This window comes from Streptomyces rapamycinicus NRRL 5491 (genome assembly GCF_024298965.1).
Lineage (GTDB): Bacteria > Actinomycetota > Actinomycetes > Streptomycetales > Streptomycetaceae > Streptomyces > Streptomyces rapamycinicus.
Map to the genome: position 1 here is coordinate 7,315,928 of NZ_CP085193.1, position 20,955 is coordinate 7,336,882.

The 20,955-nt window shown below is 69.6% G+C and carries 24 protein-coding genes and 1 tRNA gene; 15 read left to right on the top strand and 10 right to left on the bottom strand.

What is annotated here, in order from left to right; translation table 11 throughout:
• Window positions 1-81 precede the first annotated feature (81 nt).
• The 3 genes from LIV37_RS30795 to LIV37_RS30805 all read left to right on the top strand — a co-directional run bounded on the left by LIV37_RS30795 (window position 82) and on the right by LIV37_RS30805 (window position 2,625).
• On the top strand, window positions 82-681 hold the full coding sequence (locus LIV37_RS30795; RefSeq protein ID WP_121824313.1) for a hypothetical protein: 600 nt from the start codon (window positions 82-84) through the stop codon (window positions 679-681).
• Between the two features lie 5 nt (window positions 682-686).
• Window positions 687-1,424, top strand: coding sequence for a class F sortase (locus LIV37_RS30800; RefSeq protein ID WP_020870993.1), 738 nt, complete (start codon window positions 687-689; stop codon window positions 1,422-1,424).
• Window positions 1,425-1,608: 184 nt separating this feature from the next.
• Window positions 1,609-2,625 carry a glycoside hydrolase family 6 protein gene (locus LIV37_RS30805; protein ID WP_020870994.1) on the top strand — a complete coding sequence of 339 codons (1,017 nt, stop codon included), beginning with the start codon at window positions 1,609-1,611 and terminating at the stop codon, window positions 2,623-2,625.
• 3 nt (window positions 2,626-2,628) lie between these two features.
• Here LIV37_RS30805 and glxA read toward each other — a convergent pair whose 3' ends face one another.
• Window positions 2,629-4,575 carry a radical copper oxidase GlxA gene (gene glxA, locus LIV37_RS30810; protein ID WP_020870995.1) on the bottom strand — a complete coding sequence of 649 codons (1,947 nt, stop codon included), beginning with the start codon at window positions 4,573-4,575 and terminating at the stop codon, window positions 2,629-2,631.
• 345 nt (window positions 4,576-4,920) lie between these two features.
• Here glxA and uppS point away from each other — a divergent pair, with 345 nt between their 5' ends.
• Together uppS and LIV37_RS30820 are read left to right on the top strand one after the other, a co-directional pair.
• Window positions 4,921-5,622, top strand: coding sequence for a polyprenyl diphosphate synthase (gene uppS, locus LIV37_RS30815; protein ID WP_121825169.1), 702 nt, complete (start codon window positions 4,921-4,923; stop codon window positions 5,620-5,622).
• Window positions 5,619-7,076 carry an oxygenase MpaB family protein gene (locus LIV37_RS30820; RefSeq protein WP_020870998.1) on the top strand — a complete coding sequence of 486 codons (1,458 nt, stop codon included), beginning with the start codon at window positions 5,619-5,621 and terminating at the stop codon, window positions 7,074-7,076. The genes uppS and LIV37_RS30820 overlap by 4 nt, the downstream gene beginning before the upstream one ends.
• A gap of 5 nt (window positions 7,077-7,081) precedes the next feature.
• Here the strand turns inward: LIV37_RS30820 and LIV37_RS30825 are convergent, their stop codons facing one another.
• From LIV37_RS30825 to LIV37_RS30835, 3 genes are read right to left on the bottom strand one after another with little or no spacing between them, the layout of a single operon-like run.
• A complete protein-coding gene (locus tag LIV37_RS30825; protein WP_121825168.1) occupies window positions 7,082-7,762 on the bottom strand; it encodes a FadR/GntR family transcriptional regulator in 681 nt (226 codons plus the stop codon).
• A gap of 45 nt (window positions 7,763-7,807) precedes the next feature.
• A complete protein-coding gene (locus tag LIV37_RS30830) occupies window positions 7,808-8,113 on the bottom strand; it encodes a DUF397 domain-containing protein (RefSeq protein ID WP_020871001.1) in 306 nt (101 codons plus the stop codon).
• A complete protein-coding gene (locus LIV37_RS30835) occupies window positions 8,110-8,937 on the bottom strand; it encodes a helix-turn-helix domain-containing protein (protein ID WP_243146133.1) in 828 nt (275 codons plus the stop codon). Before LIV37_RS30835 ends, LIV37_RS30830 begins: the two co-directional genes overlap by 4 nt.
• Before the next feature lie 114 nt (window positions 8,938-9,051).
• Between LIV37_RS30835 and LIV37_RS30840 the strand changes: the two genes are divergently transcribed.
• The gene (locus LIV37_RS30840) at window positions 9,052-9,486 is read left to right on the top strand and encodes an ATP-binding protein (protein ID WP_020871003.1); all 435 of its coding nucleotides are present in this window, start codon (window positions 9,052-9,054) and stop codon (window positions 9,484-9,486) included.
• Between the two features lie 558 nt (window positions 9,487-10,044).
• Window positions 10,045-10,632: a choice-of-anchor C family protein gene (locus tag LIV37_RS30845; RefSeq protein ID WP_020871004.1), complete on the top strand. Its 588-nt coding sequence runs from the start codon at window positions 10,045-10,047 to the stop codon at window positions 10,630-10,632.
• A 67-nt stretch (window positions 10,633-10,699) separates the two neighbouring features.
• Here the strand turns inward: LIV37_RS30845 and LIV37_RS30850 are convergent, their stop codons facing one another.
• Both LIV37_RS30850 and LIV37_RS30855 read right to left on the bottom strand, forming a co-directional pair.
• Window positions 10,700-11,185 (bottom strand): hypothetical protein, encoded by a 486-nt coding sequence (locus LIV37_RS30850; RefSeq protein WP_020871005.1) that lies wholly within the window; start codon window positions 11,183-11,185, stop codon window positions 10,700-10,702.
• 4 nt (window positions 11,186-11,189) lie between these two features.
• Window positions 11,190-11,864 (bottom strand): TMEM175 family protein, encoded by a 675-nt coding sequence (locus LIV37_RS30855; protein WP_020871006.1) that lies wholly within the window; start codon window positions 11,862-11,864, stop codon window positions 11,190-11,192.
• Window positions 11,865-12,052: 188 nt separating this feature from the next.
• Here LIV37_RS30855 and LIV37_RS30860 point away from each other — a divergent pair, with 188 nt between their 5' ends.
• The 3 genes from LIV37_RS30860 to LIV37_RS30870 are packed head-to-tail and all read left to right on the top strand — an operon-like array spanning window position 12,053 to window position 14,666.
• The gene (locus tag LIV37_RS30860; protein WP_020871007.1) at window positions 12,053-12,718 is read left to right on the top strand and encodes a hypothetical protein; all 666 of its coding nucleotides are present in this window, start codon (window positions 12,053-12,055) and stop codon (window positions 12,716-12,718) included.
• A gap of 41 nt (window positions 12,719-12,759) precedes the next feature.
• Complete coding sequence (locus LIV37_RS30865) at window positions 12,760-13,332, top strand: hypothetical protein (protein ID WP_020871008.1); 573 nt, start codon at window positions 12,760-12,762, stop codon at window positions 13,330-13,332.
• The gene (locus tag LIV37_RS30870) at window positions 13,329-14,666 is read left to right on the top strand and encodes a carotenoid oxygenase family protein (RefSeq protein ID WP_020871009.1); all 1,338 of its coding nucleotides are present in this window, start codon (window positions 13,329-13,331) and stop codon (window positions 14,664-14,666) included. The genes LIV37_RS30865 and LIV37_RS30870 overlap by 4 nt, the downstream gene beginning before the upstream one ends.
• 114 nt (window positions 14,667-14,780) lie before the next feature.
• Here the strand turns inward: LIV37_RS30870 and LIV37_RS30875 are convergent, their stop codons facing one another.
• Entirely contained in the window at window positions 14,781-15,323 is a 543-nt protein-coding gene (locus LIV37_RS30875) for a PadR family transcriptional regulator (RefSeq protein ID WP_020871010.1), read from the bottom strand.
• A 61-nt stretch (window positions 15,324-15,384) separates the two neighbouring features.
• Window positions 15,385-15,461: transfer RNA gene (locus tag LIV37_RS30880), tRNA-Lys, on the bottom strand.
• Window positions 15,462-15,645: 184 nt separating this feature from the next.
• On the opposite strand from LIV37_RS30880, the gene LIV37_RS30885 reads away from it, so the two are divergent.
• On the top strand, window positions 15,646-16,239 hold the full coding sequence (locus tag LIV37_RS30885; protein ID WP_020871011.1) for a lytic polysaccharide monooxygenase auxiliary activity family 9 protein: 594 nt from the start codon (window positions 15,646-15,648) through the stop codon (window positions 16,237-16,239).
• Between the two features lie 51 nt (window positions 16,240-16,290).
• Here LIV37_RS30885 and LIV37_RS30890 read toward each other — a convergent pair whose 3' ends face one another.
• Entirely contained in the window at window positions 16,291-16,500 is a 210-nt protein-coding gene (locus tag LIV37_RS30890) for a DUF397 domain-containing protein (RefSeq protein WP_121824310.1), read from the bottom strand.
• 17 nt (window positions 16,501-16,517) lie between these two features.
• Window positions 16,518-17,402, bottom strand: a complete 885-nt coding sequence (locus tag LIV37_RS30895) for a DUF5753 domain-containing protein (protein WP_121824309.1) — start codon at window positions 17,400-17,402, stop codon at window positions 16,518-16,520.
• Window positions 17,403-17,556: 154 nt separating this feature from the next.
• On the opposite strand from LIV37_RS30895, the gene LIV37_RS30900 reads away from it, so the two are divergent.
• The 4 genes from LIV37_RS30900 (at window position 17,557) to LIV37_RS30915 (ending at window position 20,532) form a co-directional block, all read left to right on the top strand.
• Window positions 17,557-17,958, top strand: coding sequence for an ATP-binding protein (locus LIV37_RS30900; protein WP_020871014.1), 402 nt, complete (start codon window positions 17,557-17,559; stop codon window positions 17,956-17,958).
• 49 nt (window positions 17,959-18,007) lie between these two features.
• On the top strand, window positions 18,008-18,403 hold the full coding sequence (locus tag LIV37_RS30905) for a hypothetical protein (protein ID WP_020871015.1): 396 nt from the start codon (window positions 18,008-18,010) through the stop codon (window positions 18,401-18,403).
• A gap of 389 nt (window positions 18,404-18,792) precedes the next feature.
• A complete protein-coding gene (locus tag LIV37_RS30910; RefSeq protein ID WP_020871016.1) occupies window positions 18,793-19,587 on the top strand; it encodes a response regulator transcription factor in 795 nt (264 codons plus the stop codon).
• Between the two features lie 54 nt (window positions 19,588-19,641).
• Entirely contained in the window at window positions 19,642-20,532 is an 891-nt protein-coding gene (locus tag LIV37_RS30915; protein ID WP_020871017.1) for a LuxR family transcriptional regulator, read from the top strand.
• The last annotated feature ends 423 nt before the right edge of the window (window positions 20,533-20,955 follow it).

Sequence of the window (20,955 nt, forward strand, 5' to 3'; positions counted from 1 at the left end):
CCCGGATGGCGCAGTAGGCGCCCGCAGCGGATGCGGGGCCCTGCCGGGCGCGTGAGCCTCTTGGTATCGGGAGGTTTCACCATGCGCATTGTCGCACTCACTCTCTGTGGCGCAGCTTGTGCCGCCGTCGCGGCGGTGACGGCCGCCGCTCCGGCCCTCGCCGACCAGCGCCACTCCGCCACCACCACGATCCGGATCAGTCCGCGGGCCCTCGCCCCCGGCGCCGAGGTCGAGGTCTGGGCCTTCGGCTGCCCGGCCCGGGTGGCCACCGCCTCGTCACCGGTGTTCGTGGACGACGCGGAGCTGACGCCCGAAGGGGACGCGCTCTTCAGCGAGGCGACGATCCGCTCGACGGCGGCCAAGGGGGCGCACCGGGTCACCCTGGACTGCGCGGACGGCGGCCTCGTACGCGAAGACGGATCGGGCGCGGACGGCGCGGACGGCGCGGGCGGGGACCGGCAGGGCGGCGCGGGCGGGGTCGCCCTCGCCGTGGAGCGCCCGCCCTCGCCCGTCGCCCCCGTCCGCGCCGGCGGGGGCGGCACCGCGCCCGACGAGGCGCGACCACGCGACGACATCGGCGCCGCGGAGGCGTACGGCCTGGTGCTCTCCGGCGGTACGGCCGTGGCCGTCGGCGGCCTCGCGGTCCACCGCCGCCGTCACCCCTCCCGTGCCGCGAGCTGATCCCCATGGATCTGGATACCGAGATGGACGGAAACATGGACGGCATCGGGAATCGCTTCTCCGGCCTCGGGCGGCTGGCCATCGGACTCGCCTGGGCGGCGCTGCTGCTGGGCCTGTGGATGTGGGGCCGCGACACCACGGAGGGGACGGGTGGTCCGGCGCCCATGACCGGGGACGTGGCCGCGGTCGGGCGGCCGTCCGCCCATCCGCTGCCCCCGGCGCACGCGCCGCTGGCCTCCGCCCGGCCGAAACGGGTCGTGATCGAGGCGGCGGGAGTCCGCGCCCCGATCGTCGCCAGCGACCTGGACCGCGACGGGGCCGTGAAGCCCCCGCCCGTCAGCCGCCCCGGCACGGTCGGCTGGTACCGCGCCGGCCCCGAGCCCGGCTCCCCTGGCGCCGCGCTGCTGGTCGGCCACCTGGACACCAAGAGCAAACCGGCGGTCTTCCACGAACTGAGCGACCTCAAACGGGGGGAGCGGGTGCGGGTCGCGCGATCGGACGGGACGACGGCGGAGTTCACGGTCGAGAACGTCGAGGTGGTGCCGGAGAAGCACTTCGACGCGCGACGGGTGTACGGGTCGCGGTCCCATGACCGCGCGGAGCTGCGGCTGATCACGTGCGGGGGCAAGTACGACCGCTCGACCCGGACGTACTCGGCGAACGTCGTCGTCTCGGCCTACCTGACCGGGACGACGCGCTCTCCGGGCAACGTGTCGGCGGGCAGCCGCGATGCCCCGCACTAGCCGGTGGTGCGACGGGTGGGCGCCTGCGGCGGGCAAAGCCCCCACCCCGCCCCTCCCCGAAACTGGGGCTCTGCCCCAGACCCCGGGGCCCAGGGACGAAGCCCCTGCCACGCGGCGGAGCCGCATATCGAAATGGTGCGGGAAGGGGGGCCGTACCCACACCGGCATCCGCGGCCGTACTCGCGTGGTCTCCGTCGCCGCCGGGGCGCTCCTGTCGTGCGTCGTGGTCTCCGGGTGCTTCGGGGCCTCGGAGGGGGACAGTGACCATGCCTCGCTGGCCGGGCAGCAGCCGAAGCAGCGGCCCAAGGCCACGATCCCCTATTGGGTGAATCCGGATGGCAGCGCGGCGCGCCAGGTCGTGGCGTATCGGAAGAGGGGCGAGGACGGCGAGGCCAGGCTGGTAGAGAAGATCGCGGAGCAGCCCGTCGCGGAGTGGCTGGGGGTGGACGACCCGGAGGGGCAGGCGCGGGGGTTCACCGCGGCCGCGGATCAGGTGAACCGGGATGCGCTGCTGGTCTTCTACAACATTCCGCACCGCGACTGCGGGCAGTACTCCAAGGGCGGCGCGGCCGACGGCGACGCCTATCGCACCTGGCTGGACCGGGTGGTCCGGGGGATCGGCGAGCGCCGGGCGACGGTCATCCTGGAGCCCGACGCGCTGCCGCACGTGGTGGACGGCTGTACGCCCAGGAAGTTCCACGAGGAGCGGTACGACTTACTGACCGGCGCGGTGGACAAGCTCAAGGGGCTACCGCGCACCAAGGTCTATCTGGACGCCGGAAACCCCCACTGGATCAAGGACCCGCGCCGGATGGTCGAGCCGCTGAAGCGGGCCGGTATCCGTAAGGCCGACGGCTTCGCGCTGAACACGTCGAACTATCAGACGACCCAGGAGAACCGGGCGTACGGCAAGCGGCTGTCCGCGCTGATGGGCGGCAAGCCCTTCGTGATCGACACCAGCCGTAACGGCAATGGCCCGGCCCCGGGGAAGAACGACCCGCAGGCGTGGTGCAATCCGAAGGGCCGGGCGCTGGGCGAGCGGCCGACCGTCGACACCGGGGACAGGTGGATCGACGCCTATCTGTGGATCAAGCGTCCGGGCGAGTCGGACGGCACCTGCAAGGGCGGTCCCACCGCGGGTCGGTGGTGGCCCCGGTACGCGCTCGATCTCGCCCGTAACGCCGACCGTGGAAATGGTTAGCCGTCACTTCTTCGTGGGGGCGGGCACTCTCACCCATGCCGCCTTCGACGGCGTCCCCTGGTCGTCCACCGCGTTGAGCATGTACCACCCCGGCGGCACCACGGACGAGTCCTTCGGCAGGGTCACCGTCACCCCGTCCTTCGTCCGGGTGAAGTCAAGGGCGATCGACCGTTGCTCGACATTGGTCACATGGGTGAAGGAGCCGGGCCGGATCAGCCGCATCTTGGTGATCGCCGATGCGTGCGCGGTCCGGTACGTGGTCTTCCCGCCGAGCTTGACCGTCCTGGGCGCGGTGTCGGCGAGCTTCGGACGGGAGTCGCGGAAGAGATACGGCGGGGTGTAGAGGTCGATCTGCTGCTGGAACTCACCCGGCGTGGTGTTGGCCTTGTCGGCGAAGAGCGAGTCCGAGCCGAAGGTCATGACCCGGCCGTCCGGCAGGAGCAGCGCCCCCGAGTGGTAGTTGCGGCCCACCAGCGGATCGGCCACCGCGCGCGCGGTGTCGCTCTTCGGGTTGTAGAGCTCGGCCTTCAGCACATTGGTGGCGCCGCGGCCCCGGTAGTCGCCCGAGCCGTTCGTGGTCAGGACGGTGTCATCGGGCAGGATCACACTGCTCGGATAGCGCACCTTGGCGTACAGTTCCGGGCCATTGCGGAACCGCGGCTTATCGGCGTGCAGATCGACGATCCGGGTCTTCGCCGTGGATTTGGGGTCCTCGCCGACCCCGCCCCCGCCCTGCACCATGTACCGCTGGTCCTGCGCGGGCGGCAGCAGCACGGACATCGACGTCTCCAGGGCGTCGGAGTCGCTGATGCCCGGGACCACATCGAACCGATTGGTCTTCAGGTTCCAGATGCCGGGCGTGCGGCCCTTGTCGTCCGGGCCGTATCCGGCGTTCGAGCCGGTGTAGAAGATCCGGCCCTTGTCGGTCAGGAACAGCGCGGGGTAGGTCGGGAAGAAGCGCTTCTTGGGCAGGTACTTCCACTTCTTGGTCTTGGGGTTGTAGATCTCGTTCTTCCCCGGCACCACCTGGCCGATCTCGTCCAGCCCGGAGACCGCGAGCACCTTGCCGTCCTGGAGAGTGGTCAGGGTCGGGTACCAGCGGGCCTCGTTCATCGGATCGACCGGGACATACCGCTCGGCCTCCGGGTCGAACTCATACGCCTGCTTGATGCCCTGGAAGTCCTTCTTGTCGAACGACAGCTTCTGGGCGATCCCGTAGAAGTTCCGCTTGTCCTTTCCCTTCAGCCCGGAGATCCGGTAGTTGTCCTCGGTGCCGGTCTGGTACTTCTTGCCCTTGCGCAGCGCCTCCACATAGACCCGTGCCGTGCTCGCGGTGACGGTGATCTTCCCCTTGCGGTTCTTGCTCTTCTTCGCGCGCGGAACGAGAATCGGGTCCTTGGACTCGAAGGTCTTGCCGTTCTCCTTGCCCGTGAAGCGGGTCCCGGCGGGGAGGGTCTTCGGTTTGTCGGGGCTCTCGTTGTGGACGAACATCAGTCCGCCCGCCTTCTCGACATCGCCCCTGAGCTTCTCATAGCGCTGGGTACCGCCCGCCACCAGCAGTTTTCCATCCGGGAGCTGGCTGTGCCCGGAGCAGAAGAGATCCTTGGGGGTGGGAATGTTGGTGAAGGTGTTCTTCTCCGGGTCCCACAGGACGCTGCGGAAGGATTTGGCGGCGAAGTTCTTGGCGTTGTTCCCGGATCCGGCCACCAGCAGTACCTTGCCGGTGTGCAGCAGGGCGGCGTGGATCGTATTGATCCGGTATTCCTCGGGGACATCGACCACGTCCCAGTGGCCGTTCTGCGCCTTGTACTCCGGTTGGTTGATTTTGTACTTGTGGTACTTGTCCGAGCTGAAACGGTAGAGGGCCGGGCCGTTCATTCCGGCCAGCACGAAGACAGCCGCCGCACCGATCCCGAAGCGGCGGGTGCGGCGACTCGGTCGGTACTTCACTTCTTATCGTCCCCCAAGGGCGGGCTGCGTGTTCCGGCAAGCAACGTCTAAACGGTCATCGTGGGGCGAATGTGGCCGAAGTGGAAGGAAGTGGCGAGCGACCCGCCGAAGACCACCAGGAAGAACTCGGACAAGGGTTCCAAGGGTGAATGTGTGGCTCCGGCGCGCCATTCGGGCTCGGGGGCTGGCACCCTGCTTCAGGTGCGATCGCCGCTTGACCTGTGGTGGCTCGCCAAGGGGAGGGCTGCCGTGGTAGCTGGGCACACCGTGGGCGATGCGTTCGCCGATCCCGCTTCCGCGCCGCGGTTCGCCGATGGTGACCGGTCGCTCAGGGCGCCGCGTCACGTGGCGTGTGTGATGGACGGCAACGGACGGTGGGCGGCCCAGCGGTCGCTGCCGCGTACGTCGGGTCATCGGGCGGCGGAGACGACCGTGATCGACGTCATCGAGGCGGCTCGGGCCGCGGGCGTGGAGTGGCTGAGCCTGTACGCCTTCTCCACCGAGAACTGGAGCCGGCCGAGTGCCGAGGTCGACTATTTGATGCGGCTGGTGCGCACGGTGGTGCGCAAGCACGCGCCGCTGCTGCACGCACGGGGGATCCGCTGCCGTTTCCTCGGGGTGAGCGACCAGAGGATCCCTCGGGCACTGGCACGCGACTTCGCCGACCTGATGACGCTGACCGGCGACAACCGAGGTATGACCCTGACCGTCGCGTTCGATCACGGCGGCCGCGGGGACATCGTCGCGGCCGCGCGGTCACTGATCCGCGCGGGTGTGGCGGCCGAGGCGGTGGACGAGCGGAGTTTCGCCGCCCATCTGCCCTTCCCCGACACACCCGACGTGGACCTGGTCATCCGGACCTCGGGGGAACAGCGCATCTCCAACTTCATGCTCTGGCAGGTCGCCTACGCGGAATGGGTCTTCCCGGCCGTGCTCTGGCCCGACTTCCGCGCGCCGCACTTCCTCGAATGTCTGCACACCTACCGGCAACGCGATCGCCGCTTCGGCGGCGTGCTGCCCGAGCAGAACGGAGATTCCCGATCGTGACCACCGCAGACGGCGGGACCCCCGAAGGCGCCCAGGACGGTGGGCTGTTCGGCGCGGGCTCGCAGTTCCAGGAATTCGTCAACGATCCGCGATGGGCCCTGGCCATGGTCCGGGCGACTGTACTGGAGGCCGCGCACCCGCAGGTCGGCGCCGCGCTGATCGACAACTCCACTTTCGTCGCCCACCCGTGGCGACGGCTGCGCAACACCCTCCGCAGCTTGCAGCGCATGTTCGGTGACGACGAACAGCTAAGGCTCCGCGAGGCGGCACGGCTGAACCGCCTCCACGCACGGCTCAGCGGAACCGACCCGCGGGGCCGGCCCTACAACGCGCTGGACCCCGCCGTACGGGCCTGGGTGGTGGCCACCATCTTCGAGTCCACCGTGACCATGTGCCGACTCAGCGGACAGCCTCTTGAGCAGCAGGCCATGGAGCGGCTGTACACCGAGTTCCAGGCATACCTGGCCGCCATGGGAGACGAGGCCGGTCACCTGCCGCCCACCCTCTCCGAGTTCTGGCTCTACTACGACCACGTCGTGGCGCGGGAGCTGGAGAACACCGAGGCGATGCGGATCATCCTCTACAAGCTGTTCGACCATCTGCCCGCTCCGGCCCTGTTGGGCGGGTTACCCACGCTGTGGGCCACCGGCCGGGCCGTCGTCGGCCCGCTCATCGGGGCGATCACCGTAGCCTCGCTCCCGGAGCCCTTCCGACGGCGTGCCGGGCTGCCCGAGATGCCCGGTGCGCAGACCCTGATGCAGGGGGCTTATCTGGCCGTCGGTCTGACCCGGTTCCTGCCGGACGGCTGGGTCCGAGCCGACGCCATCGCCGACCTGCTGGCTCTCTCGCCCCACAGTGACGACCCACGGGCTCGGGCGGTCACCGCCCTGCACGACAAAATGCGGCGAGCCGGTGCCCTGATCCGGCTCATCACGCCTCTCCCTCCGCAACCGGAACCCGTCGCCCGCACCGGCACCGAACGCGGTGCGGAGGAGTTCTTCCGCGAGGTGCTCGACCAGACCGGCGACGGGTACCTGGACTGGCCGGACCTCGCCGCCATGGCCCGCGAACTGTCCACCCGCCTCGATCTGGCGGAGCCCGAGGAAACGAGGCTCTACAACGCCTACGCCGACTGGTGGCGTGAGCTCCAGACGGCACTGGACACCGACGGTGACGGCCGCGTCAGCGCCCACGAGTACGCCGCCGCCGTTCCCTCCCTGGCCGGGCCCGCACTGATCAAGGTCGCTGAGGTCCTCTTCGACGCCACGGACAAGGACGGCGATCAGCACATCGACGCCGACGAATACCGGACGCTGTTCCAGACGGCGTTCCACCGCGACACCGTCGGCACCGGCCATACCTACACGCGCGGCGCCTTCACCGGGGACTTCCTCGCCTTCATGTCCGGCCGCCGACGATCGGCAGCCTACGACCCTCTGCTCGCCCAGGCGTGAGCCGCTCAGTCGCGATGCGCCGACCGCAGTCGGATGCGGATGTTCCCGAAGTGGTCGCGGATCGCCTCTTCGGCCCGTAGGGCGTCCCCCGAGCGCACCGACTCCAGGATCTCCCGGTGCTGTTTGCAGGTGACCCTTGGATCGGTGGGCACGTCCACGAGGTCGGTCCGCACCCGGTGGAAGGCGTCCCAGAACGCCTCCAGCACCTCGCTCAGCAGCGTGTTGTCCAGGCTCCCGTAGAGCGCGGCGTGAAACGCCCGGTCGGTCTCGGCCCGCACCGAGCCCTCCGCCGCCTCCGCCTCCATCCGCCGCACGACCGCGTCCAGCTCGGCGAGATCCGCCTCCGGGATGCGGCCTGCCAGCCGCGCGATCAGCCCCGTCTCCACGGCCTCGCGCAGTTCGAGGAGTTGGAGCAGGCTGTCCTCGCCCCGGTAGTGCCCGGCGACGGTACGGAAGATCAGCCCCTCGATCATCGGCGCCATCGACATCGGCCCGACGTACGTCCCGAAGCCGTGCCGGATCTCCACGATCCCCATCGCCTGGAGCGCCTTGAGCGCCTCCCGCACGGAGTTACGGCTGACGCCGAGCAGTTCCATCAGCTCGGTCTCGGTGGGCAGCGGGGCGCCCGAGGGGAGCCGCTGGTCGATGATCAGCCGCTTGATGCGTTCCTGTATGTGCGCCGCCACCGCCACCTCCGATCCGAATAGCTTAGCGGCGGCGGCACGAGCAGGTCAGATGTGCGCGATGAAGGCGGCCCAGGCTTCGGGGGACACAGTGAGCCGACCCCCCTGGGGGGTTTTGGAGTCGCGGATGTGGACGGCCCCGGTGCGTATGGCTACCTCGACGCAGTTGCCGCCTCCGCCTCCGCTGTAGCTGCTCTTGGTGAACGCGACCTCGACGCAGTCGCCGCCGCCGCTTCCGCTGTAGCTGCTCTTGTGCCAGCCGGGCTGGGTGAATGCGACCTCGACGCAGTCGCCGCCTCCGCCTCCGCTGTAGCTGCTCTTGAACCACTTCAGGCCCGTGGTGCTGCTGCTCATAGCGCTCCTCGCGTCCGCTCCAGCAGGCTCGTGGTGTCCTGGGGGCTCAGAGCCTGTGAGCGCAGTTTGCCATAGCGCTGAAGCATCGCACTGACGGCTTTTGGCTCGGTGATCAGGACGCTGCTGTCGTGCGCTTCGACGTATCCGATCCATCGATGGTCCGCCGTTTCCGCGAGGCGCATCGGGCCCTCGAAGCCGGAGTGATCCTCCTGTCGCAGCGGCATGATCTGGATCTCCACGTTCCGGCGGCGCTGCTGCTCAAGCAGGTGGTCGAGCAGAGCCGTCGTGACCTCTGCGCCGCCGAAGTGCCGGTCCAGCAGAGCCTGTTCGATGGTGAAGCAGAACGACGTGTTCGGCCGCTCCTTGAGCAGTCGTTGCCTCGCGAGGCGCGCGACGACCTGTTGCTCGTACTGCTCCTCCGAGATGTGCGGGAGGTAGCGGTCGAAGACCGCGCGGATGTAGGGCTCCGGCTGCAGCAGGCCCGGGATGACCGCGCACTCGTACGTGAGGAGGGACACCGCCTCCTCCTCGATCCCCGCCCACCGTAAGAACCACGACGCGAGGCCGACCTTCCGGGTCAGCGTGCGGTATGCCGCGCCCAGGACGCGGGCGGCCGGGGCGCCCAGGACCTCCTCCGCGCGCGGGATCAGTTCCTTCGGTGGGAAGCGCCTGCCCTGTTCCATCTTCGCGACGTACGTCGCCGAGTACCGGACCCGTGGGGCGAACTGCTCCTGCGTCAGCCCAGCCTCGTCCCGCAGCGCCTTCAGTACTGCGCCAAAGGTCTTGAGGCTCTCCGACGTTTCCGGTTCGCTGTCTTTTGCCATCCTCATATCGTCACGGACGGTGACCGGTCCGGTCCAGGCGGTGAACTGGTACAAGCGAAACTGGGTGGGTGTCGTGCCTGGCAGAAGCCGCCGCGTGGCCGGGACGCTTCCGCCATGACCGCACCACAGGGCCAAGTCCCCGTCACCGTACGTACGTTCGCGCAGCGATTCTCCGCCACCCGGCGCGGTGCCCGGCTCGCCCGGCTGCTGGCCGTGCACCAGCTCACCGCATGGGGGTTCACCCCGGGGGTGGGCGGCTATGACGCGGCGATCCTGGTCGTGGCCGAGCTCTCGGCCAACGCGGTGCTCCACGGGCGCGTGCCGGGGCGGGACTTCGCGGTGCGGCTGGCGTACGACGAGCGGGGCGGCGTCCTGGAGATCGAGGTGAGCGACACCCACGAGAAGTGCCCTGTGCCGAAGGCGCCCACGTCGGACGACGAGGAGGGGAGGGGGTTGATGCTGGTCGAGGCGGTGGCGGATCGCTGGGGGACCAGGGAGCGAAGGGGGCCGGGCAAGACCGTATGGGCGCGGATCACCGAGGCGAGGTGACTTTGAGCATGGGGCCGGGGGGGGGGGCCCGGGGCCTCGCCGCCGGCCGCCGGGCCGGTGGGGGCCGGTGCCGTGGCGGCTTCGGTGCCCGAGGGCCGGGGCCGATCCGGGGTGCGGGCCGGCGGCCCAGGGCGGCCCCTCCGGGTACCCCTCCCAAAAGCGCTTGATCTGAAGCAACTAATTTGTCAAACAGTTTCGAGACCACCCCCCGGCAGGCGGTCCGGCAACGGCCTTCGCTCCGGAAGACCGTGGCCGCCACCGGCGGCCACAACCGGCCGCCCGGCGCCCGGCGACGCGGCCGCGCCCCCCACCCCCTGCCCCGCTGCTCAAATGCGCCGGAGGCGCGAGACGGTGCCGCACCCGACCAAATCGAGCAACCCACACCCTCCCTCCCCGAGGGGCGGCTAGGCGTGATCGACCGGCGCACCAGCCGCGCTCGACCCGGTCCGCACCACGGTGCGCCGGGGGGCGGGCCCTGGCGTGTGATCCTCCGGTACGGAAGATTCAGCGGCGCCATCAATTCGGCACATTGCCGAATGAGTCGCACTGGAGGGGAATATGTCGCCCATTCGCATCTTTGTCGCATCGCTCGCCGTCGCCGGGGTGCTGGCCGGTATGGGGGCCGGTACCGCGACGGCCGCCGCCGTCAGCCGCTTCGACGACGGCAGCTTCGAGACGCCCACGGTGGCGGCCAACACGTTCGTGGACCTGGGGACGGGCGCGTCCCTCGGGCCGTGGAAGGTCACGGCCGGAAGCGTGGACCACATTGGGGACGGCTACTGGCAGGCGGCCGAGGGGGGCCAGTCCGTGGACCTCAACGGTCAGGGCGCCGGGGCCGTGGCGCAGACCTTCAGCACGGTCCCGGGGAAGCGGTACTCGGTGACGTACTCCCTGGCCGGCAATCCGGGGGGAGGCCCGACCGTGAAGACCGGGAAGGTGATGGTGGACGGGCAGAACTTCCAGGACTTCAGCTTTGACGTCACGGGCAAGACCTTCGCGAACATGGGCTATGTGACCCGGGAGGTGACCTTCGTGGCGCGCGGGACCTCCACGACGCTGGCGTTCGCCAGCACGAAGGACAGTGCCTACGGGCCGGTCATCGACGACGTCAGGGTCAGCGCCTGCACGCCCTGCCCCTCCTGCTGAGCACCATGCCGACCCGGAGTCCCGGCGCGCAGGCGCGCCGGGACTCCCCGTCTCGGGAGCCCGCCGCTCAGACCGCCGCCCGCTGGTCGCGGGCCACGACGGATACCGCGCCCGTGGCGATGGCCAGGACGAAGGCGATGCCCATGGCCGGGTTGACGTATCCGGGGACCGCGGCGTCGTAACTTCCGCCCTCGTCGATCCGGCAGGTGAAGCGCAGCGGAAGGTAGCTCGCCGAGTAGCGGTCGACCTGGGCCGCCTTCGCCGCCCCGCCCGCCTTGGCGCACTCCTCGCGCATGTTGTCGCTCTCCATGAACATCACGTGGAGCGAGCCCCAGGCGTACAGGGCGATGGTCGCGCAGACGGACAGCAGGGCGGTTCCCCCGAGCCATTCGGCCCGCGTCTTCCGGCGGCCGGTGCGCCGGGCGATGCCGGAGCCGAGCATGCCGATCAGGGTGAAGATGACGATGACCCCGATCAGGCAGATGAACAGCAGCAGGATCGAGTCGTGCCCGCCGCCCGAATCGGCCGCCAGTAATGAAGATGCTTCGCTCACCGCATCATCTTGTTGCACTTCCCGAAGACGTAGTAGAGGGGCGGGGCGACTCGGTCGCCGCGTGCTTGCGCTTCTTGGCGTGGTGCCGTGCGAGGCAGTACCGGACGGGAACGGCCAGGATCCACCAGTACTCCGCCACGTCGGACGAGACGATCACCGCCACCGGCACCGAGCTTCCGAAGACGATCGCGACACTCACGGTCTGCTGGAGCGTCTGGGTGACCAGGCCGCGCGGAGTGTCGCTGTCGCGCAGGTCGGGGCGGTTGAGGAGATGGGCCGCCATCGCCGTGATCAGCAGAGCGGCCAGGGTGATCGTGCCGGCGTACAGCGAGGTCGCGATCGCGCTGCTGTGGTACTCCGTGACGATCTTCGTCGGAAACGGCAGGGCGGCGACGAGGGCCATCAGCGCCAGATCCAGGTAGAGCAGCGGGCCGTTCACCACCTTGGCCATCCGGAACAGCCGGTGATGAGAGATCCACAGCGCCCCGACCACCACGAAGCTGAGCAGGTACCCGGCGATGGACGGGAGCGCCTCCTCCTTCAGGGCGTGCCCGAGCTCGGCCGCCGGGAGGCCCTCGGGGACCTTGATTTCCAGGGCGAGGAGCGTGATCGCGATGGCGAAGACCGCGTCGGAGAACGCTCGTATCCGCTCGACGTCGATTCCGTACTGAGGTCTCACCGTCAACAGCTCCTGACTCATTCGGGTGCGAGCGCGGATGCGGCCCGGTGGGACTCTGCACATTACAGATCTGACATGTCAAGCTGACTCCTGCTGGTGATGCGTGATGGCGTGCCCCTGTTGGCGGAGATCCAGCATCGGCAGTCGTTACTTTTGACATGTCGAATCTGACATGTAAGTTGAAGCGCATGAGCTTCTTCGAGGTTTTGGTCGCCGTGGCGGTCGTCGCGGCCCTCATCGCGCGCCAATTGCGAGGAGAGGCGCTCACCGGCCGGCGGCTGATGCTGCTGCCCGTGGTCCTCACGGTGATCGGCACAGCCGATCTGAGTCGGCATGGCCGCCATCCGGCCTCCATCGACGTGGTGTGCCTGGTGGTCGGAGCGCTGCTGGCCGCCGGTATCGGCGCCGCTCAGGGCGCGACGATCCGGCTGGAGCGGCGCGCCGGGGTGCTGTGGGCGCGGATGCCGGCGGTCGGCCTGTGGCTGTGGGCCCTGCTGGTGGTCACCCGCGTGGGGATGATGGCCGTCGCACACGTAGTGGACGCGAAGGTGGCGGCGTCCTCGGCGACCATTCTGCTGATGCTGGGCGTCAACCGGCTCGGACAGGCGCTCGTCCTCGTTCCGCGCGTGATGTCCTCCGGCATGGCGTTCGCCCCGGAGCGGGACGGCAGGACGTTCCCGGAACAGGTGTCGCAGCGGTTCACGCCCCCGCCACTGGACGACGAGGCCCCCGGGCGGCCGTACGGCGCTGCCCCGGCGGCGCCGTACGCCGACGGACATCAGGGCGATCGGCTGGACCTCATCCGCAGCCGTAGGCAGCAGCGCCGGGCGCGCCGGTTCAGCGACTGGAGGTGACGGCCCACGGTGGCCGAAATCCCCCATCAACAAGGAGTGGAATGCAATTCATCAAGGGTTTCCTGCCATGGGTGGCTTTCGCGGGCCTGGCCGCTTTCGGATGGCAGTGGGCATCCCTGGGCGCTCTCGTCGTCAGCACCTTGGTCCTGGTCAAGGGGATGATGGACGGCTACAAGGCCGACGCCCTCGTTCTGGAGTACAGCAACACCCTGTTCTTCGCACTGTGGACCGTGCTGGCCTTCGCCGACACGAACAGCCCCGCCGAGCATCTCGACGGGCCGGTATCCATGGCCTGGCTGGCCGCCACCGCATGGGGGTCGATCGTCTTCGGCCACCCGTTCACCACCGGTCTCGCGAAGCGGGACGTACCGCCCGATATGTGGAACCACCCCGGCTTCATCAGGACCAACCTGATCCTCACCAGGGTCTGGGCCACCGCCTTCTCGATCAGCACGCTCACCCTGGGCCTGGTCGTGGTCGCCGACCTGAACGTGGCGTTCAGGGTCTTCTTCCAGGTCACCGGGCTCGTCGTCCCCGCCATCGTCACGGTCCAGTACCCCAAGCGCGTCCAGGCACGGATGAACGACGCCATGGTTCAAGGAGTCCGATCATGATGAACACGACACCCGTCCCGCACCTCGCGCAGAACTTCGCCCCGGTGATGGACGAGATGACCGTCCGGGACCTGGAGGTCACCGGGGCGATTCCTCCGGAGCTCAGCGGCTGGTACGTGCGGAACGGGCCCAACCCCCAGGACGCCGACTCCGCCCACTGGTTCTTCGGCGACGGCATGGTGCACGGCGTCCGTCTCGACGGCGGCAGGGCGACCTCGTACCGCAACCGCTGGGTCAGGACCACGAAGTACACGGACGGCCGGACGACCTACGCCAACGGTCCCGAGGAGGACTTGGCCGCGGGCTCGGCCAACACCCACGTGGTGCGGCACGCGGGGCGCACCTTCGCCCTGGTGGAGGGGACCCTTCCGTACGAACTCGACAGCCGCCCCGGTCGCGAGCTCGACACCATCGGGGTCCACGACTTCGGCGGGCGTCTCACCACCGGCATGACCGCGCACCCCAAGACGTGCCCGGTCACCGGCGAGCTCCACTTCTTCGGATACGGCGGCTTCAAGCCCCCCTTCCTCACGTACCACCGGGCGGACGCGTCGGGCGCCCTGACGGTCAGTCGGCCGATCAATGTGCCGGCGCACACGATGATGCACGACTTCCACCTGACCGCCTCCTACCTCGTCTTCATGGACCTGCCCGTCCTCTTCGACCAGGACACGGCCCTCCACGGCGATGGTCTTCCGTACAAGTGGCACCCGACGTACGGGGCACGGCTCGGCGTGCTGCGCCGCAATGACCCGTTCGGTGTCGTCCGCTGGCTCCCCATCGAGCCGTGCTACGTGTTCCACGCGCTGAACGCGTACGACGGGGGGCCCGACAGTGGGCGGATCGTGATGCACGTGGCCCGCTACCCGGTCTACAACGAGACCAATGCCACCCTGTGGCGGTGGGAGATCGACCTCGACGCGGGCAAGGTCACCGAGGTCCAGATCGACGACACCCCGTGTGAGTTCCCCCGCGTGGACGACCGCCTCGCGGGCCAGGACTCCCGATTCGGGCACGCCACGGTGGCCGACACCCCGCATGTCGGCACCGGCCTGCCGCGCTCCTATCTGGTCCGCTACGACCTGCACTCGGGCACCGCGACGCGACACGAGTTCGCCGCGGGCCGGACTCCGGGCGAGGCCGCGTTCGCCGCGGCCGACGACACTCCGGGCGGCCCCGGCTGGCTGCTGAGCTACGTCTACGACGCGAGCACCGACAAGAGCGACCTGGTGATCCTGGACGCCCAGAACGTCGTGGCACCCCCCGTGGCCACGATCCACCTTCCCCGCCGCGTCCCGTTCGGATTTCACGGCAACTGGCTGCCGGACGAGTGACGGCGTCGCCGGCCGGGACGCGGCGGCGGAGCACGGACGGGGGCGCCACGGATTCCGTGGCGCCCCCGTCCGTTGGGCCGTGGCGGGCCCGGAGGAGGCGAGGCGAGGCGATGCCTATGCCGAATCGGACCCCTGGCGCTTGTTCACGTGCTCGATGGCCCACAGCGCCCAGTCGTGAGTCGCCTGGTACTGGCGCAGGCCGTACTCGGCGGCGAGCTGCCCGAGGGTGTCACGGCCCTGCCGTGGTTCGGTGTCCTGTTCCTCGCGGAGCCTGCGGAGTTCGGAGATGCGCGCCTCGGTGTGCTCGACGAGGCCGCGCAGTGCGGTGATGGTCTCGTCCGGCTCCAGTGCCTCGAGAAGGAACAACCGCAGGACCTGCTCATTGCGCACCACGCCCTGCCCCCATGGCGCGAGCAGCCACTCCCTCAGCTCCTCGCGGCCCTTGTCCGTCACCGCGTAGGTCCGGCTGCGGCGGGCGCCCTCGTGCGTCACCTCGACGAGCCCTTGCTCCGCCATCCGGATCAGCTCGGGGTACACGCTCGTGTGGCCGGCCTGCCAGGCGTACCGCCCGAGGTCGCGCTCGAACTCCTTGCTCAGTTCATAGCCGCTCGCGGGCTCGATGGCGAGGAGGCCCAGCAGCGCGTGCGACAGAGACATGTGCGAAATCCTAATGGGCGTCCTCGGAAGCCGAGGACGCCCAGGTCAGCGATATGGGTGCTGGTGCGCCGCCAGGGACTCGAACCCCGGACCCGCTGATTAAGAGTCAGCTGCTCTAACCAACTGAGCTAGCGGCGCCCGCTGACGTGGAAAGCCTACCGGACCCGGCGGGGTGCTCAGGGCGCCGTCAGGGCCCGTTCGCCCCGGCGTCCGGCCCCGCCATTGGTATGGACATGACTATTACCCCTGGATACTCTCAAACTTGGTCTAGACCGCCGTGCACGGCTCGTCGAAGCACTCCCCACGTCTTCAGGAGCGAAGCATGCGCAAGAAGATCAGCGCCGCCGTCATCGGCATCGGGCTCGCGGCGATTTCCGTCCTCGCGACCGGCGGCAGCGCCTCCAGCCACGGCTACACCGACTCGCCCATCAGCCGCCAGAAGCTGTGCGCCAACGGCACGGTGACGGGCTGCGGCGATATCCAGTACGAGCCCCAGAGCGTCGAGGGCCCGAAGGGCTTCCCCTCGGGCGGTCCCGCGGACGGTTCGATCTGCGCGGGCGGCAACAGCCGGTTCTCCCAGCTCGACGACCCGCGGGGCGGCAACTGGCCCACGACCAAGCTGACCGCCGGCCGGAGCTACACCTTCAACTGGCGGTTCACGGCCTCCCACGCGACCACGGACTTCAAGTACTACATCACCAAGAATGGCTGGAACCCCAGCCAGAAGCTGACCCGTGCGAGCCTGGACTCCCAGCCCTTCCTGACCGTTCCGTACAACGGTCAGCGTCCGCCGTCCACGCTCTCCCACTCGGGGACCATCCCGAGCGGTAAGACCGGCAGACACGTGATCCTCGCCGTGTGGACCATCGCGGACACCTCGAACGCCTTCTACGCCTGCTCGGACGTCCAGTTCTGACGTCGCTGGTGTGGTGCCGTCCCGGGGCGGCACCACACCGTCGTCATACGATCAGGCGTCGAACGCGCCCGCCTTCGCGCTCCGGACGAAGGCGGCGAGCACCGCCGGCACGGTGGTCAGCACGGTGCCGGGGTCGTCGCTCTCCCGCAGCCGGACGCGGCCGCCGGTGGCGGTGACCTCGACGCACTGTCCCTCGCCCACGGAGTGGGAGGACTTGCGCCAGTGGGGGTGGCGGTGCGTGGTCATTGCAGAGGTGTTCATATGTGGGGCCCTCTTTCTCATACCAGACCAGCGATGAGGGCCTTCGTCGCATCCGTGGACAGCGCGCAGTCCACGATATGGCCGAAGGCGTCGGCGAAGACGTTGACGTCGTCGACTCCTTCGACGTATATGGGGCCGCGCAGGTTCTCCTGGGTGACGACATCCGGCATGGGCCCAGGGAAGGCCACGAGTGTGAACGCTCCCGCGTCCCCGGGGTTGGGGGCCGCGTCGATCGGCATCACCTGGAGGGTGACCGTGGGCCAGTCCGCCACGTCCAGCAGCCGCTTCAGCTGAGCGGCCATGATGCCGGGCCGGCCGGTGAACCTGCGGCGCAGCGCGGCCTCGTGGATGACGGCCCACAGCCGCAGCGGATGGCAGGAGCGGGTGAGGACGGCCTGGCGGGCCAGGCGCACCTCGGCGAGGGCGTCGACCTCGGAGGCGGTGCGGGCCACGGCGTTCGCCGCGATCGTCTCGCGGGCGTAGTCGGCCGTCTGGAGCAGACCGGGGACGACCAGTGAGGCGTAGTCGCGGACGCTCTCCGCGTCGCTCTCCAGTGAGATGTAGTCGGCGTAGGCGGGGCCCACGACGCCGCGATAGGTCTGCCACCAGCCGCGTTTGCCCGCGTCCTTGGCCAGTCCCTCCAGGGCTATGCGGGTGCCCGGGTCGGTGACGGCGTAGGCCCTCAGCAGGGTTTCGACCTCGGTGGTGCGGATGGTCGCGTTGGCGTTCTCGATCCGGGAGAGCTTGGGCGCCGTCCAGCGGCGGGCGTCGGACGATCCGTTCGCGGCCGCATTGAGTGCGTCGGCCGCCGCGTCCAGTGTCATCCCCGCTTCGGTGCGCAGTTTCCGTAGCGTGGAGCCCAGGCGCCTGCGCCGAACGGTGGGCACTGGCTGGTAGGACATGTCGCCAGTCTGTCGTATTGCCAACTACGCCTACCAGCCAGGCATATGCCAGTCTTGTGCGAGTGGGTCGAAACATTGCGAGTGGGACGTTCCATAGGCCAGGATCGCTAGGGGACACGGCAGCGCGTCGTGCTTTGGAGGGGCCCCGGAGCATATGGCTGAGAACATCTCGCAGCGATACGAACTGCGCCTCCGTGCCCATCCGCGGATACTCGCCGACATACGCCGCGCCGTTGGGGCGCGGCTGCGGCTGTGGGGGCGTGAGGAACTGATCAGCGCGGCGGGGATGTGCGTCACCGAGCTGTTGTCCAACGTCCACAAGCATGCGGCCTCTCCCGAATGCGTCCTCACCTTGGAGAACCTTCCGCACGGGATCCAGGCGGCGGTCAGCGACACCGAGTCCGGGCTGCCGGTGGTCAAGGAGCCGGACTTCCTCTCCGAGAGCGGCCGGGGGATGTTCCTGCTGAGCAAGACCGCCCATGACTGGGGCACGGATCTCACCCCGACCGGCAAGACGGTCTGGTTCACGCTCCGCGCGGAAGCGGTGGAACCGTGACCGGCGGCGCCGGTAGCGTGGGGATCCGAACGAGGGCAGGGGGTGGGCCATGGACCCGGTGACGGCGGGTGCGCTGGTCGCGGCGGTCAACGCGGCGGTGTCGGGCGCCGGCGGCGAGGCCGGGCGGCGGGCCCTGGAGTCCTTCGGCACGCTGGTCCGCAGGGTGCTGCGGCGCGGCGAGGGCGAACCGGCCGGTGGGCCGGATCCGGAGCCGGTGGCGATTCCGTACGACGATGACGCCCGGCTGCGCCAGTTGGCCGATCTGCTGGTCGAACGGGCCCGGCGGGACCCGGAGTTCGGCCGTGACCTGGCGGCCTGGATGCGTGAGCACGGCGAGCCGGCCGGGCAGGCGGGGACCGTGAACAACCGCATCGGGGGCAACGCCCGTATCACCGGCCCGGTCGTCCAGGCCAGGGACATCAACGGGCCGATCAGCTTCGGCTGATACCGATCTTCGGTGCCGAGTTGGCAGTAACCGGACACCGGCCCCACTCCGCGTCGCCGAACGGCGTCGATTCGCTGCGGTCCGTAGTCTCCCCGGGTCCGGAAGGTGCACTCGCCGGTAACTTGTGGACACGCGCCCCCGGCGCATCGGCGGCGCGGCGGCATGACGCGCGTCGCCGCACGCTGTTTTGCCAACTCTTTACCTCACGCCCCGCGTTGACGCGGTCGCTGTGCGCGAATTAGTGTCGTCATGGATTTCGCACAATGCTGCCCGCGCATTTCGGGGCAGGGAAATTGACGAGAATCAGGCCGGTATTCGCATAACCAGGTCATTGTCACCCGGCAGGGGAAGTCATGGTTGGTCTTGTGAGGGTGTCCGAGCCTTCTCCCATGAGCACGGAGAGCACGGAGACTCCCTCGTCGGGCGCCATCGACTATGTCGAGCACGCGCTGCTGGCCGCCCGTGATCTGATCGAGTCCACGGTCACCCGGCACCGAAGGGAGCTGGCCCAGGACTCCTGGGCGGGGACGGCTCTGGGGAAGGTGCCGCTCGCCGAGGTCGTCGACACCCTGGTCGACTGCGCCGAGCGGACCGTCAGCATGGTGCTCTCGGGGAACGAGGAGCAGACGCGGGCCGTCTGCGCCGCGCTCGCCCGCCCGGCCAGGGGAGCCCGGCGCGCCGTCGTCGTACGGCTGTTGTGCGAGGAGCCGGTGCTGGCCTCGGGGGCGGTACGGGCGCTGGCGCGCACCGATCCGCGGTGCGAGATCCGGATCTGCGACGGCGGGCTGCCGGCGTTACCCGAGGCGCTGCTCATCGACGCCGAGGTGGTCTACCTCAGGAGGGGGCCGTCGGAGCCGGGGCGGGGCCCGGGGCAGGCGTCGCTCGCCGAGGACCCCGCCACGGTGCGGGCCCTGGAGATGATGTTCGCCGGGACCTGGGGGAACGCGGTGGCGCTCGCGGACTATCCGCGGCTGGGCGGGCGGTTGTGCCCGGACTCCGTACGGCGGATCCTGGAGTGTCTGCGCACCGGCCACACCGATGAGGTGGCGGCGCGCCAGATGCAGGTCTCCCTGCGCACCTACCGCCGGTACGTGGCGGAGATCATGCGCGAACTGGGGGCCAACTCCCGCTTCCAGGCGGGGGTGCGGGCGGTGGAAATGGGGCTGCTGCCCAGCCGTCACTGAACGGCGCTCGAGACCTTGACCACGTCACGAGGCGGAAAGTGCGGGAATATCGACATGATGGAGCGCGGACGCGATCCTGGACCGGAGGCCGCGCTCGCGGGGGACAGCCTGGAGGGGACGCTACGGGAGGTACGGGACCTCATTGAGTCCACGGTGATCCAGCACCGCGCCCGGCGGGCCCGGGACGCGCGGTTCACCGAGGTGGGGGTGGAGGACGCCGCGTTCCTCGCCGCCGCCGAGGAGGTGATCGGCCAGGCGGGGCGGAGCGTGGACGCCGTCTTCCCCGAGTGCTCGTCCCGGATGGCGCCGGTGCAGGCCGCGCTCGGCGCGCTGCTCACGGACCTCGGTGAGCCGGTCGGGGTGCGGATGCTGCGCGGCAGGTCCGCGCCTGGCCCCGGAGCGACCGGACCTGCCTCCGGATCCGCGCCTGCCTCCGGACCCGCCGTGGGAACGGCGCAGTCGGGGCCCGTACCGCGGCCCATCCCCGGGCCCGCGCCGCCCGCCGAGGCGTCCGGCGAGGTCCCGGCCGCGCGCCCCGCGCAGGTGCGGATCGCGTCGGTGCCGCTGCCCACGGCGGTGATCGCCGACGGGCGGACCGCGCTGGTGTGCACCGAGGCCGAGGAGGGGCGGCAGACCTCGGTCATCGAGGACCCGGTGGTGGTGGCCACCCTGTACGGCATGTTCCGCTCCATCTGGGGCGGTGCCGTACCCGCCGCGCGCCCGCTGGACTTCGGCAACCGCGCCCGCACCGAAATGGTCCGCCGGGTGCTGGCCCGGCTGCGCGACGGGGTCACCGACGAGGCCGCCGCCCGCGACCTGGCGATCTCGGTGCGTACGTACCGCCGCTATGTCACCGGGATCCTGGAGCTGCTGGAGGCCAACTCCCGTTTCCAGGCCGGGGTGCGCGCCACTGAGCTCGGCATCCTTGGAAATACGTCCACATGATAATTTCGTTTTCCCCATCGACATTGTGATCCGGAGCGTGCTGGCGATAGGTTGCCTGCGGGCGTGCCGAGATCTGGCAACAGCCGGTAATGCAAGGGGATTTGGGGATGACCGAAGGGCACGGAAGGGGCGCGACCGCCACGGCGGGCGCGGACGGCGAGTCGACTGCGGACGAGCCGCATTCACCCCGACCGGGACATGCGCGAAAGACCGGCGACGGCGGTGGAAATGGTGAGAAGTCGCGGTCCGGGGCCGGCCGGAAAATGACCGGAGCGGCATCAGGGGCGGCATCCGGAAGGGCTCTCGCCAACCGGCGCGGAACGCTGTTCCGGAGTGTGCTGCCGCCCCTGGTATTCGGGCTGTTGCTGCTTGTCGTCTGGGACATCGTGACCCGGACCGGCGCCGTTGCGGAATTCTATCTTC